The organism is Xanthomonas codiaei (genome assembly GCF_002939785.1).
GTDB classification, from domain to species: domain Bacteria; phylum Pseudomonadota; class Gammaproteobacteria; order Xanthomonadales; family Xanthomonadaceae; genus Xanthomonas; species Xanthomonas codiaei.
This window is the reverse complement of record NZ_MDEC01000017.1, coordinates 1-15427: the sequence shown is the minus strand read 5'-3', so window position 1 is coordinate 15427 and position 15427 is coordinate 1. Positions and strand designations below refer to the sequence as shown.

The following is a 15427-nucleotide window of genomic DNA, read 5'->3' as shown; positions in this document are numbered from 1 at the left end:
CCGTCGCCGCGAAGGGTTACCCCGGTGCCTTGCTCAGGTCCACTCCCTGGAACGTGGCGCCGTCTCCCGCCGCGGCGCCTTGCTGCGGGCAGCGGCATGGCAGCGCATGCCCGGAGCCTGCACGGCCTACACCAGCACGATCGGGTCGGTACGGCGGCCCACGCGGCCGGCGCCAAACGCCAGGCCCGCGCCCAGGATCAGCAGCACCAGCGTGGTCCAGGCCGCGCGGGAGATGCCGCGTGCGGCCACGTCACCGGCCTGGCGCGCCTTCTGCTCGGCGGTGCGCTTGAGCGCGGCGTACTGCGCCATCGCCTGCTGGTAGGTCTGCGCGTAGTTGTCGGCGATCTGCTCGGCCTGCGCGCGCGGCTTGCCGCTGCGGGCCATGATCAGGTTGACCAGCGCATCGCGGTCGGCCGCATCGATGGCCGGCTTGGCCTGGGCACGCACGCGGTCGAACCAGGCAGCAAAGGCATCGGAGGCCTGCTGCGGGGTCTGCGCCGCATCGCCGGCGGTCGCCTTGCCGTCATCGCGCACGTCCTCGGCCTGGGCCTTCAGGCGCTCGGGGTCGAGTTCGGCCTTGCCGGTCTGGCGCAGCAGCGTGTCCAGCTGGCCGCGCAGGTCGCCCCAATCCAGTTCGATGCCTTGCTGCTTGAGCGCATCCTGCACGCCGTTACCCAGGCTTGGCGCAGCTGCAGCAATGCCCTGGCCGGTCAGCGACACGCCCTTGCCGACCACGCCCGACACGGTGCCGACCGCGCTGCCGGCCAGCCCGGCGACCAGCCAGGTGGTGATCAGCGAGGTGACCGCCCAGCTCAGCAAGCCGTGGGTGCCGCCACGCGCGGTGGCCAGGCGGCCGGCGACGAACGCGCCCAGCGCCACCGACACCAACGTGCTGAGCGCCAGCCAGATACCGGCGCCGGTGCCCAGCCCGCTGACCGGGTTGGCCTCGCGCAGCGGGTCGATGGTGGACGCACCAATCGCGGTACCCAGCACGCTCAGGGTCAGGTAGCTCACCAGCGCGACGGTGCAGCCGGCGAGGACGGCGCCCCACGACATCGTGGGAGCGTAGGAATGGCGGACACGCTGTGCCATGGGTGGCCTCGTTACAGTGGAAAGTGCGGCCAGTCTGGAAGCGGCCTGCCCGGCACGCCTGAGCCGAATGCACCAGGTCAGCTAGTGCATTCGCGTCAGGCAGCGGCTACCGTTGGCCGCCACTGTGTGTCACCACCGCCCTGGTTTTCCCGAGGTACATCCATGTCGTCAGGCAGTGAAGCCGCATCACCGGTCAGCCCACCCAGTTCCACCAACCGCCGCCAGTTGCAGCAGATCATCACCGGCTTGAGCGAGGGCGTGATCCTGATCGAGCCGGACCAGACCATCACCTGGGCCAACGACGCCGCGCTGGCCATGCATGGCGCCAGCGAACTGGCCGAACTGGGCGCAACGGTGAGCGACTACCGCGCGCGCTACCAGCTGCGCTATCGCAACAACCATCGCCTCAGTGCCGGCAATTACCCCATCGACCGCGTGATTGCCGGCGAGGTGTTCAACGACGTGGTGGTGGAAGTGTTCCGCGACGGCAGCGATGCGCAGTGGGTGCACCGCGTGCGCAGCCTGGTGCTCACCGACGCACAGGGCCAACCCGATTGTCTGGTGCTGATCGTGGCCGACGCCAGCGACTGGGCCAGTGCCGAACAACGCTTCGAGCGCACCTTCAATGCCAACCCCGCACCGGCATGCATCTGCCGGCTGGAAGACAAGCGCTACATCAAGGCCAACCAGGGCTTTCTGGAAATGACCGGCTACACGCGCGAAGCGGTGGTGGGCAAGAGCGTGTTCGAAGTGGACGTGATGGAGATGGCCGACCGCCGCGAACTGGCGCTGGAACGGCTCAACGATGGCGCCACCATCCCGCAGATGCAGGCCGAACTCAGCCTGCCCGATGGCAGCACCAAGATGGTAGTGGTGGCCGGCCAGCCGATCGAGATCGGCGAAGAGGCCTGCATGCTGTTCACCTTCATGGACTTAGAGCCGCGCCGTCGCGCCGAGGTAGCCCTGCGTCAGAGCGAGGAACGCTTCGCCAAGGCGTTTCGCATCACCCCGGTGCCCACCTTGATGTGCAATGCAGAAACCTTGCAGGTCGTGGAGATCAACGACGCAGTGGCGCAGATCACCCAGTACGCCACTGAAGACATCGTCGGCAGGCCGATCGACGAAATTGGCCTGTTCACTACTCGCCAGGCCTACCAGCAATTCTGCCGCGCGCTGCAGGAAACCGGCAGCATGCTCAACGTGGAATACGCCATCGCGCGCAAGGACGGCGAGCAGCTGGACTGCCTGGTCTCGGCCGAAACGGTGAGCATCCATGGCGTGCAGTGCTACCTGTTGTCGCTGATGGACATCACCGACCGCAAACGCACCGAGATGGAACTGGTCACCGCCATCGAAGCGGTGATGCAGGATGCTTCCTGGTTCAGCCAGAGCCTGCTGGAAAAACTCGCCAACGTCCGCCGCGCCAATCGCCCCAGCCAAGCCAGCGGTTGCGGCATCGGCGAGCTCACCGACCGCGAACGCGACGTGCTCGGCCACATCGCCGAAGGCCTGGCCGACAAGCAGATTGCACAGGCGCTGGGCGTTTCGCCCAACACGGTGCGCAACCACGTCGCCGCGCTGTATTCCAAGATCGATGTGCATAGCCGTGGCGAAGCCATTGTGTGGGCACGCGAACGTGGTGTGGCCGGGCGCAGCGGCAAGCCGGCCGCACGCAAGAAGTGAGCAAAGGGATGACGCAAATGCACTAGCGGTGGTGGTGCATCGGCAACTGGGCCATGCCGGCGAGAGCGCACATCATGCTCACACCGGCACGCACAGACTGGCCGGGTTCCCCAAACGACAAGAGACACCCCATGGATAAGAATCGTATCGAAGGTGCCGCCAAGCAGGTCAAGGGTTCGGTCAAGGAAGCCATCGGCCGCGTCACCGGCGACAAGAGCACCGAGCTCGAAGGCGCCGCCGAAAAGAACGTGGGCAAGGTGCAGCGCAAGGCGGGCGAAGTGGCGGACGACGTGCGCGACGCTGTCAAGTCGACCAAGTAACTCAGCTGCATGACCGGTGGGCGGATACCTGCCGCGTTGTAAAACGCTACCCCATCAACGTGTCGCGTACATCGCACGGGTTGATGTAGTGCAAGTAGCGGATCGCCAACGCCCCGGCCCGTTCGGGGCGTTGGCTTTTGTGTGAGATGGGTCTGCAGTAGGGCCTGCATATGTTGCCGGGCTGGCATGCGTGCCGAAGCGGCATGTACGCCCAAGAGGCATCTCACTGTCCTGCCCTGCCGCGCCCGATCAGGCGTTCGGCTTGCGTCCACGCGATACCGGCCGTTGCGCAATGCTGCTGCCATGCTGTTGCCACCAGGCAGTCAGCGCTTCCATCGTCGGCCCTAGTCCGCGTGCTTTGTCCGTGATCTCGTATTCAACGCGTGGCGGTACTTCTGCAAAGACCGTGCGGGTGACCAGACCATCCGCTTCCAGCTCGCGCAATTGCGCGGTCAACATGTGCTGGGTGATGCCGGGGATCGCCTTGCGCAGCTCGCCAAAGCGGTACATCCGCTGATTGAGCAGCCACATGATTTCCAGTTTCCATTTGCCCGACAGTAGCGCGAAGGCACGGCGCATTTCCTCGTGCATGTTGACGACGCCTGCCTCAAGGGTCTGCTTTTTCATACTAAGCACCAGATATTCATCCTACTTTTCAAAGGTCATCTTAGTCGACATTCTGCGTGCCTCTTGCAACGGCGTCCCGCGCGACACATGGCCACCTACGTCTACTGGATCAGCACTGCACTGCTCTGTCTGCTGTATCTGAGCTCTGCCGCCTTGTATCTGGCCAAGCGCGACTTGGTGCGCAAGACGTTGGCCGACCTGGGCTATTGCTCGCCCTTGCGGCTGCCCTTCCTGATCGCAATCAAGCTGCTGGCGCCGCTGATGATCCTGTCGCGTTTCAACGTGGCATTGAGCGATCTGGCGTATGCAGGCGTGTTGTATCACCTGCTGCTGTCCGGCATGGCCCACCTGGGCGTGCGCAAGCCCAAGGGCGCGATTCCGGCAGCGCTGGGGCTGGTGTTGCTGGCGGCCTCGTTCACCACCCAAAACGCCGCACGCCAGCCCGCATCGCCCTACGACGCAATCGTCGCGCCGCACCTGAGCACCCCTTAACGTCTCGAAGGAGAACTTCATGTCCAGACTCAACGGTAAAGTTGCCATCGTCACCGGTGGCGGACGCGGCATTGGCCGGGCGATCGCCAAACTGTTCGCCGCGGAGGGCGCGAAGGTCGCCGTTCTCTCGCGCACCCGCGCAAATGTGGATGCAGTGGTTGCCGACATCAGTGCCGCTGGCGGAACGGCAATCGGCATCGTCTGCGACATCGGCGCGGGCGATCAGCTCACGGCAGCCATCGACACGGTGGCCGCCACCTACGGTGGCATCGACATCCTGGTGAACAATGCCTTCGATCCGAACATACCGTTCTCGTCGATCCTCGACCTGTCGGTGGAACAGTTGCAGCGAAACTTCGATCTTGGCCCCGTCGCGTACCTGCGCGCGATGCAGGCGGCCTACCCCTACCTCAAGGCAAGCGGTGAGGGCCGCATCATTAATTTCGGCTCGATGGCTGGCGTAGTCGGAATGGTGGGCTATGGCCCATACAACATGGCGAAAGAAGCCATCCGCGCCCTCACCCGCACTGCCGCCCGCGAATGGGGTGCCGACAGGATCACGGTGAATAACATCCTGCCGGTCGCTGAAACATGGGGACCAGAGGCCAACGTCCCGGCGCCCACCAATCCGTTGGGCCGTTACGGCTCGCCGGAGCACGACATTGCCCCGGTTGTCCTGTTTCTCGCCAGCAAGGACGGTCAGTTCATTACCGGATCGAGCCTCACGCCTGACGGCGGCACCATCATCGACAGCGCCCGCTGACCTGAACCCGCGTCGACAGCACGGCACCTATGAAGACCCACACGATCGCTTCGACAAGCGCATCTGTCCATCTTTCAACGAAGCTCCACGACAAGGGAGCGTACGCGCCTTCGCAGATGCTGCACGATGACTGCACGCCAGCGCGCGGCAATGGCCCGGGCCCATCGCGGCGGCGCTACTGCATCACGCCCGTCTATACGTCTGCGCCATGAAGCCGCTCGGAAACGTCCGGCTGCCGACCGGCAGAAGCGGCATTGGCGCACCCACGCCGTCGAAGATCGGCACGCCCTTGCCGAGCACAATCGGATAGACGCCCAGCACGTACTCGTCGACAAGATCATGAGCGATGAGGCTGCGTGCGAACGTCGCGCCACCATGCGCGATGATCGGCTTGCCGTCGTGCGCCTTGAGTCTGGCAATCGCATCGCCCAACGGACCAGCGACGACCGTGGCATTGGCCCAGCTGTCGGCACCGGCCTGCAGCTGTGCACCCGGGGTAGTGCCGAGCTGCGCACGCGCGACGGCAAGCGATGCGGTGGCCGCCTCCAGTAGCGCCGGCCCTTTTGCCGAGCACACCGCCTTGGGAATCCGATTCATCGGCGCTGCAAACGGCGAGGTTGCCTTCGGCCAGAAGCTGGCCATGCCCTGAAAGGTTCGGCTGCCCATCAGGTGCAGGCTGGCATTCCAGGCGTTTTCAACCTTCCAGGCGATGGCGGCCTGGTCGCCAGTGAACATCCAGTCGACCTCGCCTGCCGCGCCGCTGACAAAGCCATCCAGCGACACCGACACCGACATCACCAGCTTCAGCTCACGCATTGCGGTCTCCCGACATTGGATGGCGGCTGGCAGTGTCGCTCACTCGCCGCCACCGGCGGTATCCCAGCATGGCGCAATCATCCCCGCCTGCCTGACGCCCTGGGTTGACGCATCGCGTTGGGTACCACCCAGTCCAACCTTGCAGCGGCCAGGCGGGCGCGAGCGCCCATACCGCTGTCAGCTGGGCTAGGATGCGCAGGCATCAGGGGGAACCACCATGGACAGGATCAGCATCGCGCGTCGCCTCGCGCTGGGATTGGCAGCACTGGGCATGCTTGTCTGCATGCAGGCCGCCGTCGCTCAGAGCATGCGCTCGGCCACCGGCAAGACCACCCGCACGTACATTCCACCGACACGCCAGCCCCATAACTCCATGGCGCGCGACACCACGCCGTTCAATTGCGAGCAATACCGCGCGCACCCGCATCCGGGCATGGTGCGCTATTGCCAGGGCATCGAGAACATGATGCTGCGCAACGAGGCACGCAGCCAGGGGCGTCCCGCTCCATCGGATTCCATCATCGCGCTGCCGGGCCTGGGCACGGCAGAGGCCAAGCAACTGGGCTACGCGTGCGTGGGCGGGCAGGCGATGAAGCGGCTGCGCAATGGATGGGAGCAGGTGTCGGCTGCTGCGGGTGGGTGGCAGCGGTGCCGGGGTGGGTAGGCAAATGTTCTCGTACTGACATCCAAGCCGAGGTAGCTCACTCGCAGCCGCGCGGCAGCGATGCGATCGCAGGGCGCCAACTCTAACCCACGACAGGCAATGCCGACGCCGTTAGCGCTTATGTCGCAACAGCGTCGTAACCGGCAGCGGTGAACTCGATCAGGCAATAGCCATGCCCAAACGGATCGGCCATCACCGCGATGCGGCCCCATGCAGTGTCACGGATCGCCTGCTCTTGCGTTGCTCCGGCGGCGATTGATTGCGCGAGAGCCTGCTCAAGGTCGCCGACAACGAAGTCCAGATGTACGGGTGTCCAATGTCGGGCGTAGGAGCGCGGCTGATTCACACCTGGAGCCGCCTGCGTGTCTGGGGCCTTCGCCAGAAGGTACAGCTTGGAGGAGGTGCCAATCAGCTCAACCGCATCCTTGCCGAAGCGGCGCGCGGGCTGGAGAGCAAACGCAGCGCAGTAGAAGCGCTCGGCGGCTTCGATATCGTCGACGTCGATGTTGACCAGCATATCGGACATGGCGGCGGATTCCAGAAATAGATCGGGTGAGGCGCAGCACTGGCTTGGTAGATCACTGCCGGACATCCATATCCACGAACGTTCAGTGATACCTCAATGGCTACATTCTGAGGGAGGAATCGCGGACTAGCGTCGTGACCTGCTCATCGGACCTTTGAGTCGGCGATCTCGTGGACTGGCGCTGGGCACACTCATCCCCCTGCGATTTGCCGATCAATCGGCGCACCGAATTTCGCCGCTTTTGCACGGGATGGCACGCAAGCTCCACAATCGAGTCACCCCTTTGCTGCACCAGCGCACCGACAGCGATTACGCAGACGTGCCAATCTCCGCGGCGTCCGCGAAGCAGGCGATCAGCAGCTCGGTCAGTACCCTGACCTTACGCGCCGGATGCGGGCTTGGCGGCGTGACCACGAACATGCCGGCTGGGCGCACGGGATGCGCCTGCATCAGCGACAGCAGCGCGCCGGAGCGAAGGTGTTCGCCGACAAGGCCTTCGGGAAGCATGGCGATGCCCAGCCCCGCCAGTGCAGCCGATACCAGCGCTGTGCCGTTGTCGCCCTTGAAGCGGCCGCGCGGCCTGACCACGAGCACCTTTGTGCCATGCATGAATTGCCAGCTTTCGGTGCCTTGCATCAGACATTCGTGGGAAAGCAGCGCATCCGGATGCTCTGGCGCGCCATGCACGGCGACGTAGGACGGTGCAGCCACCAGCTTGCCCACGATCGGGCCAACACGCCGGGCGATCAGGTTCGAATCGGGAAGATGGCCGAGCCGTATCGCGCAATCGTAGCCTTCGCCCACCAGGTCCACATGCCGGTCGCTATAGCACGCGTGCACATGCAGGGCGGGATGCAGTTGCGCCAGCTTGGCAAAGATCGGGGCCAGATGCGTCGGCCCGAAGGACAACGGTGCGGCGATCCGCAAGCGGCCGCGCAGGTCGCCTGCTGGCGAGATGGCTTCCCTTGCGGCATCGATCTCCGCAGTGGCCCTGGCCGCATAGTCCCGGAATGTGGAGCCCGCGTCGGTCAGTGATGCGCCACGTGTCGTGCGGGCCAGCAACTGTGTGCCCAGCTCTGCCTCCAGCCGCGCCAGCTGCCGGCTGACGATCGACTTGGCGATACCGAGCCGTTGCGCTGCAGCGGTGATGCCACCGGCATCGGCAACCTCGACGAAGGTCCGCAAATCCTCGATATCCATCCAGCGTTCCCCAAAGCGCGACACAGTGTGGCCGATTGACTCGCTACCGTAGCAGGTAACGCACTGGCAACCTCGGTTCGGCACTCGCCCCTGCAGGCGGGCGCCACCGTCGGACATCTCTTCCACTTCCGAAAGGATAGCCATGCCCCTGCGCAACGGCCTTGCATCATTGCTTCGTCCGGAGGACTCGGTCCTCGTCCTGATCGATCATCAGCCCTATCAACTCACCAACCTCAACAGCCACGATCCACAGTTGGCCGTCAACAATGCCGTTGGCCTGGCGAAGGCCGCCAAGGCGTTCGGCGTGCCTACGATCCTGACCAGCGTGCTTGCCGAACGCGGCGGTTTCATCTTTCCGCAGATCACCGACGTCTTTCCCGACCAGGAGGTGATCGACCGGACGCTCATCAACACCTGGGAAGATTCGAAGGTGGTCGATGCGGTCAAGGCCACCGGGCGCAAGCAGCTGGTGATTGCGGGCCTGTGGACCGAGGTCTGCGTCGCCATGCCGGCGATCCAGGCGCTGGGCGAAGGATGGGATGTCACGGTCATCACCGATGCATCCGGTGGCACCTCGGTCGAGGCGCACCAGGTGGCCATCCAACGCATGATCGCCGCGGGCGCGAACGTCATGACCTGGCTGGCGCTCGCGGCGGAATGGCAACGCGACTGGGCGCGACTGGCGACGGCCGGCCCGATGACCGAGGTGATGAAGTACCACGCTGCAGGCAGCGGTATCGCGTTTCTGTGGGAGCAGCAACTATTGCACACGCCCGTGCCTGCCGGCTGAGCGGAGCGTGCTCGCTCCACGCTGCCTGGCGCACGTCCGATGGACGTGCGCCACTTTGTCGCCATCAAGTAGAGCCTATCAATGACCAGCGAGACACTGCGCAACCCCCACACCGACCAGCTTCTATCGCCTGAAAACTCGGCGCTGATCATCATCGACTATCAGCCGATCCAGGTGTCCTCGATCCGTTCCAGCCGTTGACAGCCTGCGTTAGCACAACTAGCCTCATGCCCTTAGCCGTGAGCGAGGCACGCTAGCTGACCGGCAATCACCGCACTTACTGTGATCTTGCTTTCTTGGCGGCGTAGCTGGACCACGCGATGCGTGCAATCAAGCGTTCGGTATGCTATCAATTCCGCCAATGCATCTAGCAAATTTTTAACAACCTACATCGCACATGCGATGCGCCTGGCGACGCCCCAAAGAAATAAGGGATCAAGGCAACTTCCAGAATTCTTCTGGTCCAACCATCTCAGATGGCGACCCCGTCGTTCTGCAAAGAGCGGTCTCACCACGGGGTGCCAGCTTTTTACGTCACGTGACAGACCAAGTCGCTGCGATCGATGTCCGCGGCCCATAAGATGCACAGATGCGGCGTATGCTTCTTTGCCAGCCTTTCAGGATCTGCTGATGCGTTCCGCCCGAGTCGCCCTTCTCGTTATGACCACACTCTGCGGGCCTGTCCTGAGCGCTTGTGCTCACGCGCCAGCCCAATCCACGAAGCCGCTATTGAAGGAGCACGCCGAGATGACTTTGCCGGAGGCCGTCATGGCTGAGAAAATTGCGCTTAGCGCGGAGGAGATGGGCCTCCGTTTCTTGAAGCTTATTACTAGCCTAGATTCGCGCGAAGATATAACTCCAGGGCGCATTCAAGATGTCATGGGCTTCCGGATTTCCGTTGCTCCCGGTGCGCTTGGCGCGGTAATCTGGAGTGAGGACTTGGGCGACGGTTGGCGGTATGCATTCGACTACGTTCCTGCATCTCCATCGCTATTGCCAGGGGTGGGTCTTTCATTCGAGAACACTGCTGGCCGCTTCTCTGACATGAAAGCAATTTGCAGCCTGGATTTTCAGCGCTACGACAGCGCGTTGAAGAGTGCCGGATTTGTTGCTTCTCCCACATACGGACCAATTGGTCAGCTTGAGAACTGGCGCTATGCAAAGTTTGCGGAGCGCGGAAGCATCGTCTTGTCTCTAATTCCGCAGAGTGCTGCTGCCGGTTCTTCAGGCCAAGTCTGCGTTAAATCCATCACTACATTGAATGGTCGGTAAGACGCTACGGAGAAGCTTTTCATGGCCAATCACAGCTCTCAACTTGAAGCCGCGCTTTCCCGATTTTCGGCACAGCCAGGCGTTAGTTCTGATCAAGTAGCACAGCTACGTGATGCGCTCAAGGCCGATGCCAAGTTGTTGAACCAGCTGGACAGCCAAGCTCAATCTGGTCAACTACGTGGTTTTGCGGTACAGGCCGCAGGTAGTGTTCCGCAAAATCTGGCTGGAACTTACGATATCCACAGCGGTGTCATCACGCTTCCCGCAACGAGCCTCCAATCATCAGGTGTGGTAGCGAGCAAAGACTTGAGAGAGACGCTTCAGGTTCAGCAGATGTCCGTCGAGTTTGCTCACAGCACTTATCAAGACGCAGCCGGAAACAAGCATCCTGTCACGCAAGACATGGTCAGCAATCTACAAGCGACGATCAATGGTTCTCCTGTTTTAGCAGGTGAGATCAAGAGAGCCGCTACGACGATTGATTTAACGGACACGCACAAGCCAAAGAGGGCAAATCTTGAAGGTTTCGGATTTGTCGGGCCAGGCGTGGCTGCGGGTGGGACATACGACGGCAACCGAAAGCTGATGAACTTACCGCCGCTTGGACTGCAGTCCTTTTCACCCGCGAGTCCGTCCGGAAGGTACAACCCACAGGACATGACGTTTGTATTGGGCCATGAGATACAGCACGGTTTCAATCATTCTTCGAAGCAGCAGGCCACTGCCGTTTTCTTGAGTCAGGTTGAGAAGCAATCGAAGGCAAGAGGGCCTGTTCACGACTACACGGATGAACTGAGGTCCTACATACAAGCGGGAAGAGAAGATGAAGCAAAGGCTGAAATTTCAGGCTGGAACGCTTTACTCAGTCGTGAGAAGCAGATCAACCCCATTGCAAATAGTCTCGATGTGATGCTCGCGACCAAACTGGATAGAAATCTTGATTTCATTGAACAGGACAAGACTTCAAGCTCGCTTAAGGCGCTGCCCAAAGCTGGCCTTTCCTTCAATCAGGATGGGACACTATCCCAATCGCCCGGCAACATCGCAGCAATGGGCCACCACTACTTCGATCGTCCCTCACAGCTCTACGCCCAACCCGGCCAGCGCCCGGTTAATCTTGGCGAGCACCGCAATCAAGCAGGTCAGCTTCAGCCCACTGCGGACTACGCCAATTACTACGGCACCTGGGCAATCGAGCAGATTCTGCAGGCAGAAGACCGTGCAAACGTAGTGCACCAGGGCGTCCGGCCACGCGTCACCATCGATATGGCAGGGCTGGGACTAAAGGAACACCTGATCGAGAATGAAGGCCTGGACCGCGGGCCGAACAAGGCGCCGTTTCCTTACCACGACAGGAGTACTGCCCCGCCCACGCTCCACCATTTTGACCATACCCAGGACGGCAGCGTGAACCCGGCATATGACCATCGCTATGTTCCGGTTGTTCCTGATGCGCCTGCGGCTGGCTTGCGCGGCCCCGACGACCCTGCGCACCCAGACCACGCCATGCTTGAGCAGATCCGTAGCGGTGTGCGCAAGATCGACGAGAGTGTGGGCAAGCCCTATGACGACATGAGCGAACGCGTTAGCCGCTGCCTGCTGGCTGCGTGCAAGGACAACCGCGATGCGTATCCGGATTCCAATGACTGGTCGCTGTCAGGGAGCGCGCTCAGCCGTGTGGACCACGTTGTGATGGGCAAGACTGGCAATGTCTTCGCGGTCGAAGGCCGGCTGGACGACCCTGCACATCAGCGGGTGCATGTGCATATTGATGAGGCGATTCGTACGCCTGTCGAGCAGTCTGACCAGAAATTATTAGCAGCTAATCAGGCTATCGCGCAGGAAAGAGAGCTTGTGCAGCAGCAAGAACTCGCGCGCGGAGTGAGCGAACCGAGCCAAGGCGTGCCCTTCCGTTAGCGCGTCCGTAACCACGTAGGACAGCGGCAGGGTCTGCCCACGCCGAATCTTGATAGCGTGTTTGCAGCCATCCGTTACCAGTACAACAGCAAGTGCTCATCGCGCTTTCGACAAGCTGCTTGACCTGGCTAACAGGTCGCCGCACACTCCCGCTCGGAGCCTAGAAACTCCTTACAGAGCGGTACCCACCTCCGACACCTTGGTGGGTTTTTTATGTCCGATCGAAAGGTTGGGCATTGCTCGGCGCTCGTGCGCCGGGAGGGCGGCGAATACAACACCCGCAAGGGGAATAAGCCTGCCGTCTCTGTGCGGTTTCTAGCCTCCCGGCATCCCGCTGCGTTGTGCAGCGGGAGCTGCCTCACGGCAAGGAGAGCGGCATGCACGACGAACCCGGCTACTGGATGTCCGAAGGCACGCAATACCACCTGCTACGCGTACGCGACCAATTGCGCCTGCTCGCTACCCTGGCCACACCGCGTTCGCGCGACGAAAGTACGTTAGGGGCGCCGACGATTCCACTGCAGCAATGGGCGCATTGCCTGCAGCACTTGGCTGAGCAGGTGGATGATGTGCTGGATGACTTAGGTGATCCCGAGTAGTGCGCTTCCTTCTATGCAAGCAAAGCGCCATGTAAGCCGCAAAGCGTGCAGCGATCATCAAACGACCTGATCCACCTGTGCGCGTAAACCCGACTAGGATTAGTGCGTACAGGCGGAACGTCATGGACCGAATCACCACCATCGCACCGCATCGTACTAGCAACATCACAGCAGGCGCATGCACAAGGCATACGCGTCAGCCATCGACAAAGCAACGAACGAGTACATCCCGCGAGCGCGGCAGACGTACAACTCCATGGCAGGCGACACCACGCCCTTCAACTGCTAGCGATTGGGTATGAGCAGGTGTTGGATGCTGCAAATGGATGGCAAGGTTATCGGATTACAAAGTAAACCTTACCCCGTTATTTCTGAAGTTATACTTATTTCACAAAAAAGCGGATTGCACTTCCTCCGAGAAAGAATCAGAATTTCTAGAGAACCCGAAATTCTTATCTAGTTGACCCACAAAATAATCGTGCACAAAGGAAACCACTTCCATATGGTCTTCATATATTAAGTGAATTTGATTACTATAATGGGATGACCTTGGGAAAATTCTCCAATGCACCAGCTCGCCAAAGAATTCCTCTACCTTTCCATCGCTCCTGACTACAACCAGCCTATCCTTCAACTCAACAACGCTACCAAAGGGAGCGGTACCGGTTGCAAGGATTTCTGCCCCATCGAAACCTGTCTGCAAAGATCCTATTTTCTCGAACTCACCAGATGATTCACTAGCTTTCTTATTCTTGCTCCCGGTCTTTCCCTTTCTCTCAACCACTATAATTTCGTCACCATCTACTCTGTAAAACTTTTCTCTAGAGCCCCAAGAGAATGAACGCCCACTGGCATTCTTTTCGGCCCCAAATATTTCCGAAAAGTCGATTACGCGATCAAATATTCTGTAACTATCTAAACTACCCCGCTTCTTCTCTTCATTAAAGTTAGCTAGAAAAGCTGATCCATCCGTCCAGCCTACGACATTCTGAAATGCCCACTCGCACGCACTACACGGACGAGTTGAGAGATGCTTTTCCCCTTCAAGCCTTGCCTCTCCTCCATCTTTTTCGAATCCGAATTCGATAAGCCCATCTGACCCGGCCGCTGCTGCTACTGCAGTATGCCTGTCAGACGCTTTGACTTGGAGAAATCTCGCGTCATGATGCTTTTCTGCGAATAGATAAGAATCTCGTCGACCGATGTTTGTCCTTGAGCAGCTGTACAAACCTTCGTTGCCAGAAGCAATTATGTTGTTATAGTAGACTTCAGTATCCGTGGGAACAAAGTCAAATGGGCTAGAGACTTTTTCCCCTCTGTGGTTGTCTACCCACAGGTCTTCTGAAGCTAATCTCTTCAACTGGTCACGTATAGGCTTTGCTATTTCAGGATCCAAAAGAATCTTACGAACCTTATCATTGTAGAAAAGCTCACCATCAATAAAGGATACGCGCAAGGCAGTTCTAATATTTCCATAAGCATCCGCTAGGCCATCAATGAACGCACGCCAATCCAAGCGGCGCAATGAACCATCCTCTGCAAAGAGAATCAGTTCTCCGCTGTAGATTTGGGAATCCCAAAATGCGCCATTAATCTTTATTCTCACGGATTCCATTTTTTACCTCGATGGATTTTTGCTTTCGCGGCTCTATTGATATATCCATCATCATTCCAAGCTTGCAACACAGTTATTGCAGGCTTATCGAACGGTGACAACCAATGGGCGACTGGATAGCCGTGCCAATTATCATCTGTGCCTACAAATTTCGCTATGAACAGCTTGGCATTGCTGGGTGAGGCCCCGAGTATCGCAGGGGTAATTCCTTGGATGTGGAGCCCCCAATATGACTGATTTGCAAGCCAACCGCTATATACGGCTTTATTGTAACAATTGTTCTCATCTAATATAGAAATAAGCCATTGCGATTTTTGGTTTGCATAAGCAACTGATCGATGATGTGGATGAGGCTGATATGGCATCCTTCTCTCCGTGTAGAAATCATTGAAGTCCGCAAACACAAAATCCCTATGCTACGGAAGTCATTCATTTTTCTCATAAATGAAGTTTTTATCATTAATTACAATAATACCTGTCCGCCTTACAACTTCTGGATTTCATGCCACGATATAATTATCAGCACTCATCGAATCCTCAAATCTACAGCTCCGCAGCTAAATTTCTAAACCTGCGACCGTCAGGCGGCGCTCGTCCTCTGTACAGCGCTCGGCTCAGTTGGCAGTTCACTCTTAAGTACCATATGCTTCCGGTGCGTGAAAGCCCTTGCTCAAAACTGGACAATACCGCGATACACCAGTTTTGTCTGCGGGGCACGCGACGTTCTTTCAAGTTTTTCTTGCACGGTGGTGCAACGCACGGAGTGTCAAGAACAAGGGCGTATCCCCGGGAACTTTTGCTGGAAATGCTGTGCTCGCTTTGCTCCGGCGACTGCACCGGCACCATGATCAATCGGACGCAACCGTAGCCTCTATAGCAGTTAGTCAAGAGTTTTCACGACGTTGCATGTTTTGCGTATATTCGCTTGCAGATACCTCTGAACAATTCGCGCATCAGCGAGAGAACTAGGAAAGGTCTGATCAACTCACCACAGATGCGCGACACTACCGCCTCATGTAGAGGATTCATCCATGCAGCTGACGTTCGGTGA

Annotated in this window: 16 protein-coding genes; 9 read left to right on the top strand and 7 right to left on the bottom strand. The window is 59.6% G+C overall.

Going from position 1 to position 15427, the window contains the following annotated elements:
* Window positions 1-126: 126 nt before the first annotated feature.
* Window positions 127-1092, bottom strand: coding sequence for a hypothetical protein (locus XcodCFBP4690_RS13005; protein WP_104541341.1), 966 nt, complete (start codon window positions 1090-1092; stop codon window positions 127-129).
* Window positions 1093-1254: 162 nt separating this feature from the next.
* On the opposite strand from XcodCFBP4690_RS13005, the gene XcodCFBP4690_RS13000 reads away from it, so the two are divergent.
* A complete protein-coding gene (locus XcodCFBP4690_RS13000; protein ID WP_104541339.1) occupies window positions 1255-2775 on the top strand; it encodes a helix-turn-helix transcriptional regulator in 1521 nt (506 codons plus the stop codon).
* 131 nt (window positions 2776-2906) lie between these two features.
* Window positions 2907-3095 (top strand): CsbD family protein, encoded by a 189-nt coding sequence (locus XcodCFBP4690_RS12995; RefSeq protein ID WP_104541337.1) that lies wholly within the window; start codon window positions 2907-2909, stop codon window positions 3093-3095.
* 249 nt (window positions 3096-3344) lie between these two features.
* Here XcodCFBP4690_RS12995 and XcodCFBP4690_RS12990 read toward each other — a convergent pair whose 3' ends face one another.
* A complete protein-coding gene (locus XcodCFBP4690_RS12990) occupies window positions 3345-3722 on the bottom strand; it encodes a winged helix-turn-helix transcriptional regulator (RefSeq protein ID WP_104541335.1) in 378 nt (125 codons plus the stop codon).
* Window positions 3723-3809: 87 nt separating this feature from the next.
* Between XcodCFBP4690_RS12990 and XcodCFBP4690_RS12985 the strand changes: the two genes are divergently transcribed.
* Window positions 3810-4214, top strand: coding sequence for a hypothetical protein (locus XcodCFBP4690_RS12985; protein ID WP_104541333.1), 405 nt, complete (start codon window positions 3810-3812; stop codon window positions 4212-4214).
* 19 nt (window positions 4215-4233) lie between these two features.
* Window positions 4234-4977, top strand: coding sequence for an SDR family NAD(P)-dependent oxidoreductase (locus XcodCFBP4690_RS12980; protein ID WP_104541332.1), 744 nt, complete (start codon window positions 4234-4236; stop codon window positions 4975-4977).
* A 183-nt stretch (window positions 4978-5160) separates the two neighbouring features.
* Here the strand turns inward: XcodCFBP4690_RS12980 and XcodCFBP4690_RS12975 are convergent, their stop codons facing one another.
* Window positions 5161-5793 (bottom strand): dihydrofolate reductase family protein, encoded by a 633-nt coding sequence (locus XcodCFBP4690_RS12975; RefSeq protein WP_104541331.1) that lies wholly within the window; start codon window positions 5791-5793, stop codon window positions 5161-5163.
* 217 nt (window positions 5794-6010) lie between these two features.
* Between XcodCFBP4690_RS12975 and XcodCFBP4690_RS12970 the strand changes: the two genes are divergently transcribed.
* Window positions 6011-6457, top strand: coding sequence for a hypothetical protein (locus tag XcodCFBP4690_RS12970; RefSeq protein WP_167394605.1), 447 nt, complete (start codon window positions 6011-6013; stop codon window positions 6455-6457).
* A gap of 118 nt (window positions 6458-6575) precedes the next feature.
* On the opposite strand, the gene XcodCFBP4690_RS12960 is transcribed toward XcodCFBP4690_RS12970, so the two are convergent.
* Together XcodCFBP4690_RS12960 and XcodCFBP4690_RS12955 are read right to left on the bottom strand one after the other, a co-directional pair.
* Window positions 6576-6983 carry a VOC family protein gene (locus XcodCFBP4690_RS12960; RefSeq protein ID WP_104541330.1) on the bottom strand — a complete coding sequence of 136 codons (408 nt, stop codon included), beginning with the start codon at window positions 6981-6983 and terminating at the stop codon, window positions 6576-6578.
* A gap of 309 nt (window positions 6984-7292) precedes the next feature.
* Window positions 7293-8183: a LysR family transcriptional regulator gene (locus XcodCFBP4690_RS12955; protein WP_104541329.1), complete on the bottom strand. Its 891-nt coding sequence runs from the start codon at window positions 8181-8183 to the stop codon at window positions 7293-7295.
* 142 nt (window positions 8184-8325) lie between these two features.
* Here XcodCFBP4690_RS12955 and XcodCFBP4690_RS12950 point away from each other — a divergent pair, with 142 nt between their 5' ends.
* The 4 genes from XcodCFBP4690_RS12950 (at window position 8326) to XcodCFBP4690_RS12930 (ending at window position 12761) form a co-directional block, all read left to right on the top strand.
* A complete protein-coding gene (locus XcodCFBP4690_RS12950; protein WP_104541328.1) occupies window positions 8326-8973 on the top strand; it encodes a hydrolase in 648 nt (215 codons plus the stop codon).
* 768 nt (window positions 8974-9741) lie between these two features.
* Window positions 9742-10245, top strand: a complete 504-nt coding sequence (locus XcodCFBP4690_RS12940; RefSeq protein WP_244183646.1) for a hypothetical protein — start codon at window positions 9742-9744, stop codon at window positions 10243-10245.
* Window positions 10246-10266: 21 nt separating this feature from the next.
* The gene (locus XcodCFBP4690_RS12935; protein ID WP_104541327.1) at window positions 10267-12162 is read left to right on the top strand and encodes an XVIPCD domain-containing protein; all 1896 of its coding nucleotides are present in this window, start codon (window positions 10267-10269) and stop codon (window positions 12160-12162) included.
* A 377-nt stretch (window positions 12163-12539) separates the two neighbouring features.
* Window positions 12540-12761: an XAC0095 family protein gene (locus XcodCFBP4690_RS12930; RefSeq protein ID WP_167394604.1), complete on the top strand. Its 222-nt coding sequence runs from the start codon at window positions 12540-12542 to the stop codon at window positions 12759-12761.
* Window positions 12762-13149: 388 nt separating this feature from the next.
* Here XcodCFBP4690_RS12930 and XcodCFBP4690_RS22445 read toward each other — a convergent pair whose 3' ends face one another.
* Both XcodCFBP4690_RS22445 and XcodCFBP4690_RS22440 read right to left on the bottom strand, forming a co-directional pair.
* Window positions 13150-14376, bottom strand: a complete 1227-nt coding sequence (locus XcodCFBP4690_RS22445; RefSeq protein ID WP_146091897.1) for a hypothetical protein — start codon at window positions 14374-14376, stop codon at window positions 13150-13152.
* The gene (locus tag XcodCFBP4690_RS22440; RefSeq protein ID WP_146091896.1) at window positions 14364-14741 is read right to left on the bottom strand and encodes a hypothetical protein; all 378 of its coding nucleotides are present in this window, start codon (window positions 14739-14741) and stop codon (window positions 14364-14366) included. The genes XcodCFBP4690_RS22445 and XcodCFBP4690_RS22440 overlap by 13 nt, the downstream gene beginning before the upstream one ends.
* Window positions 14742-15427 lie beyond the last annotated feature (686 nt).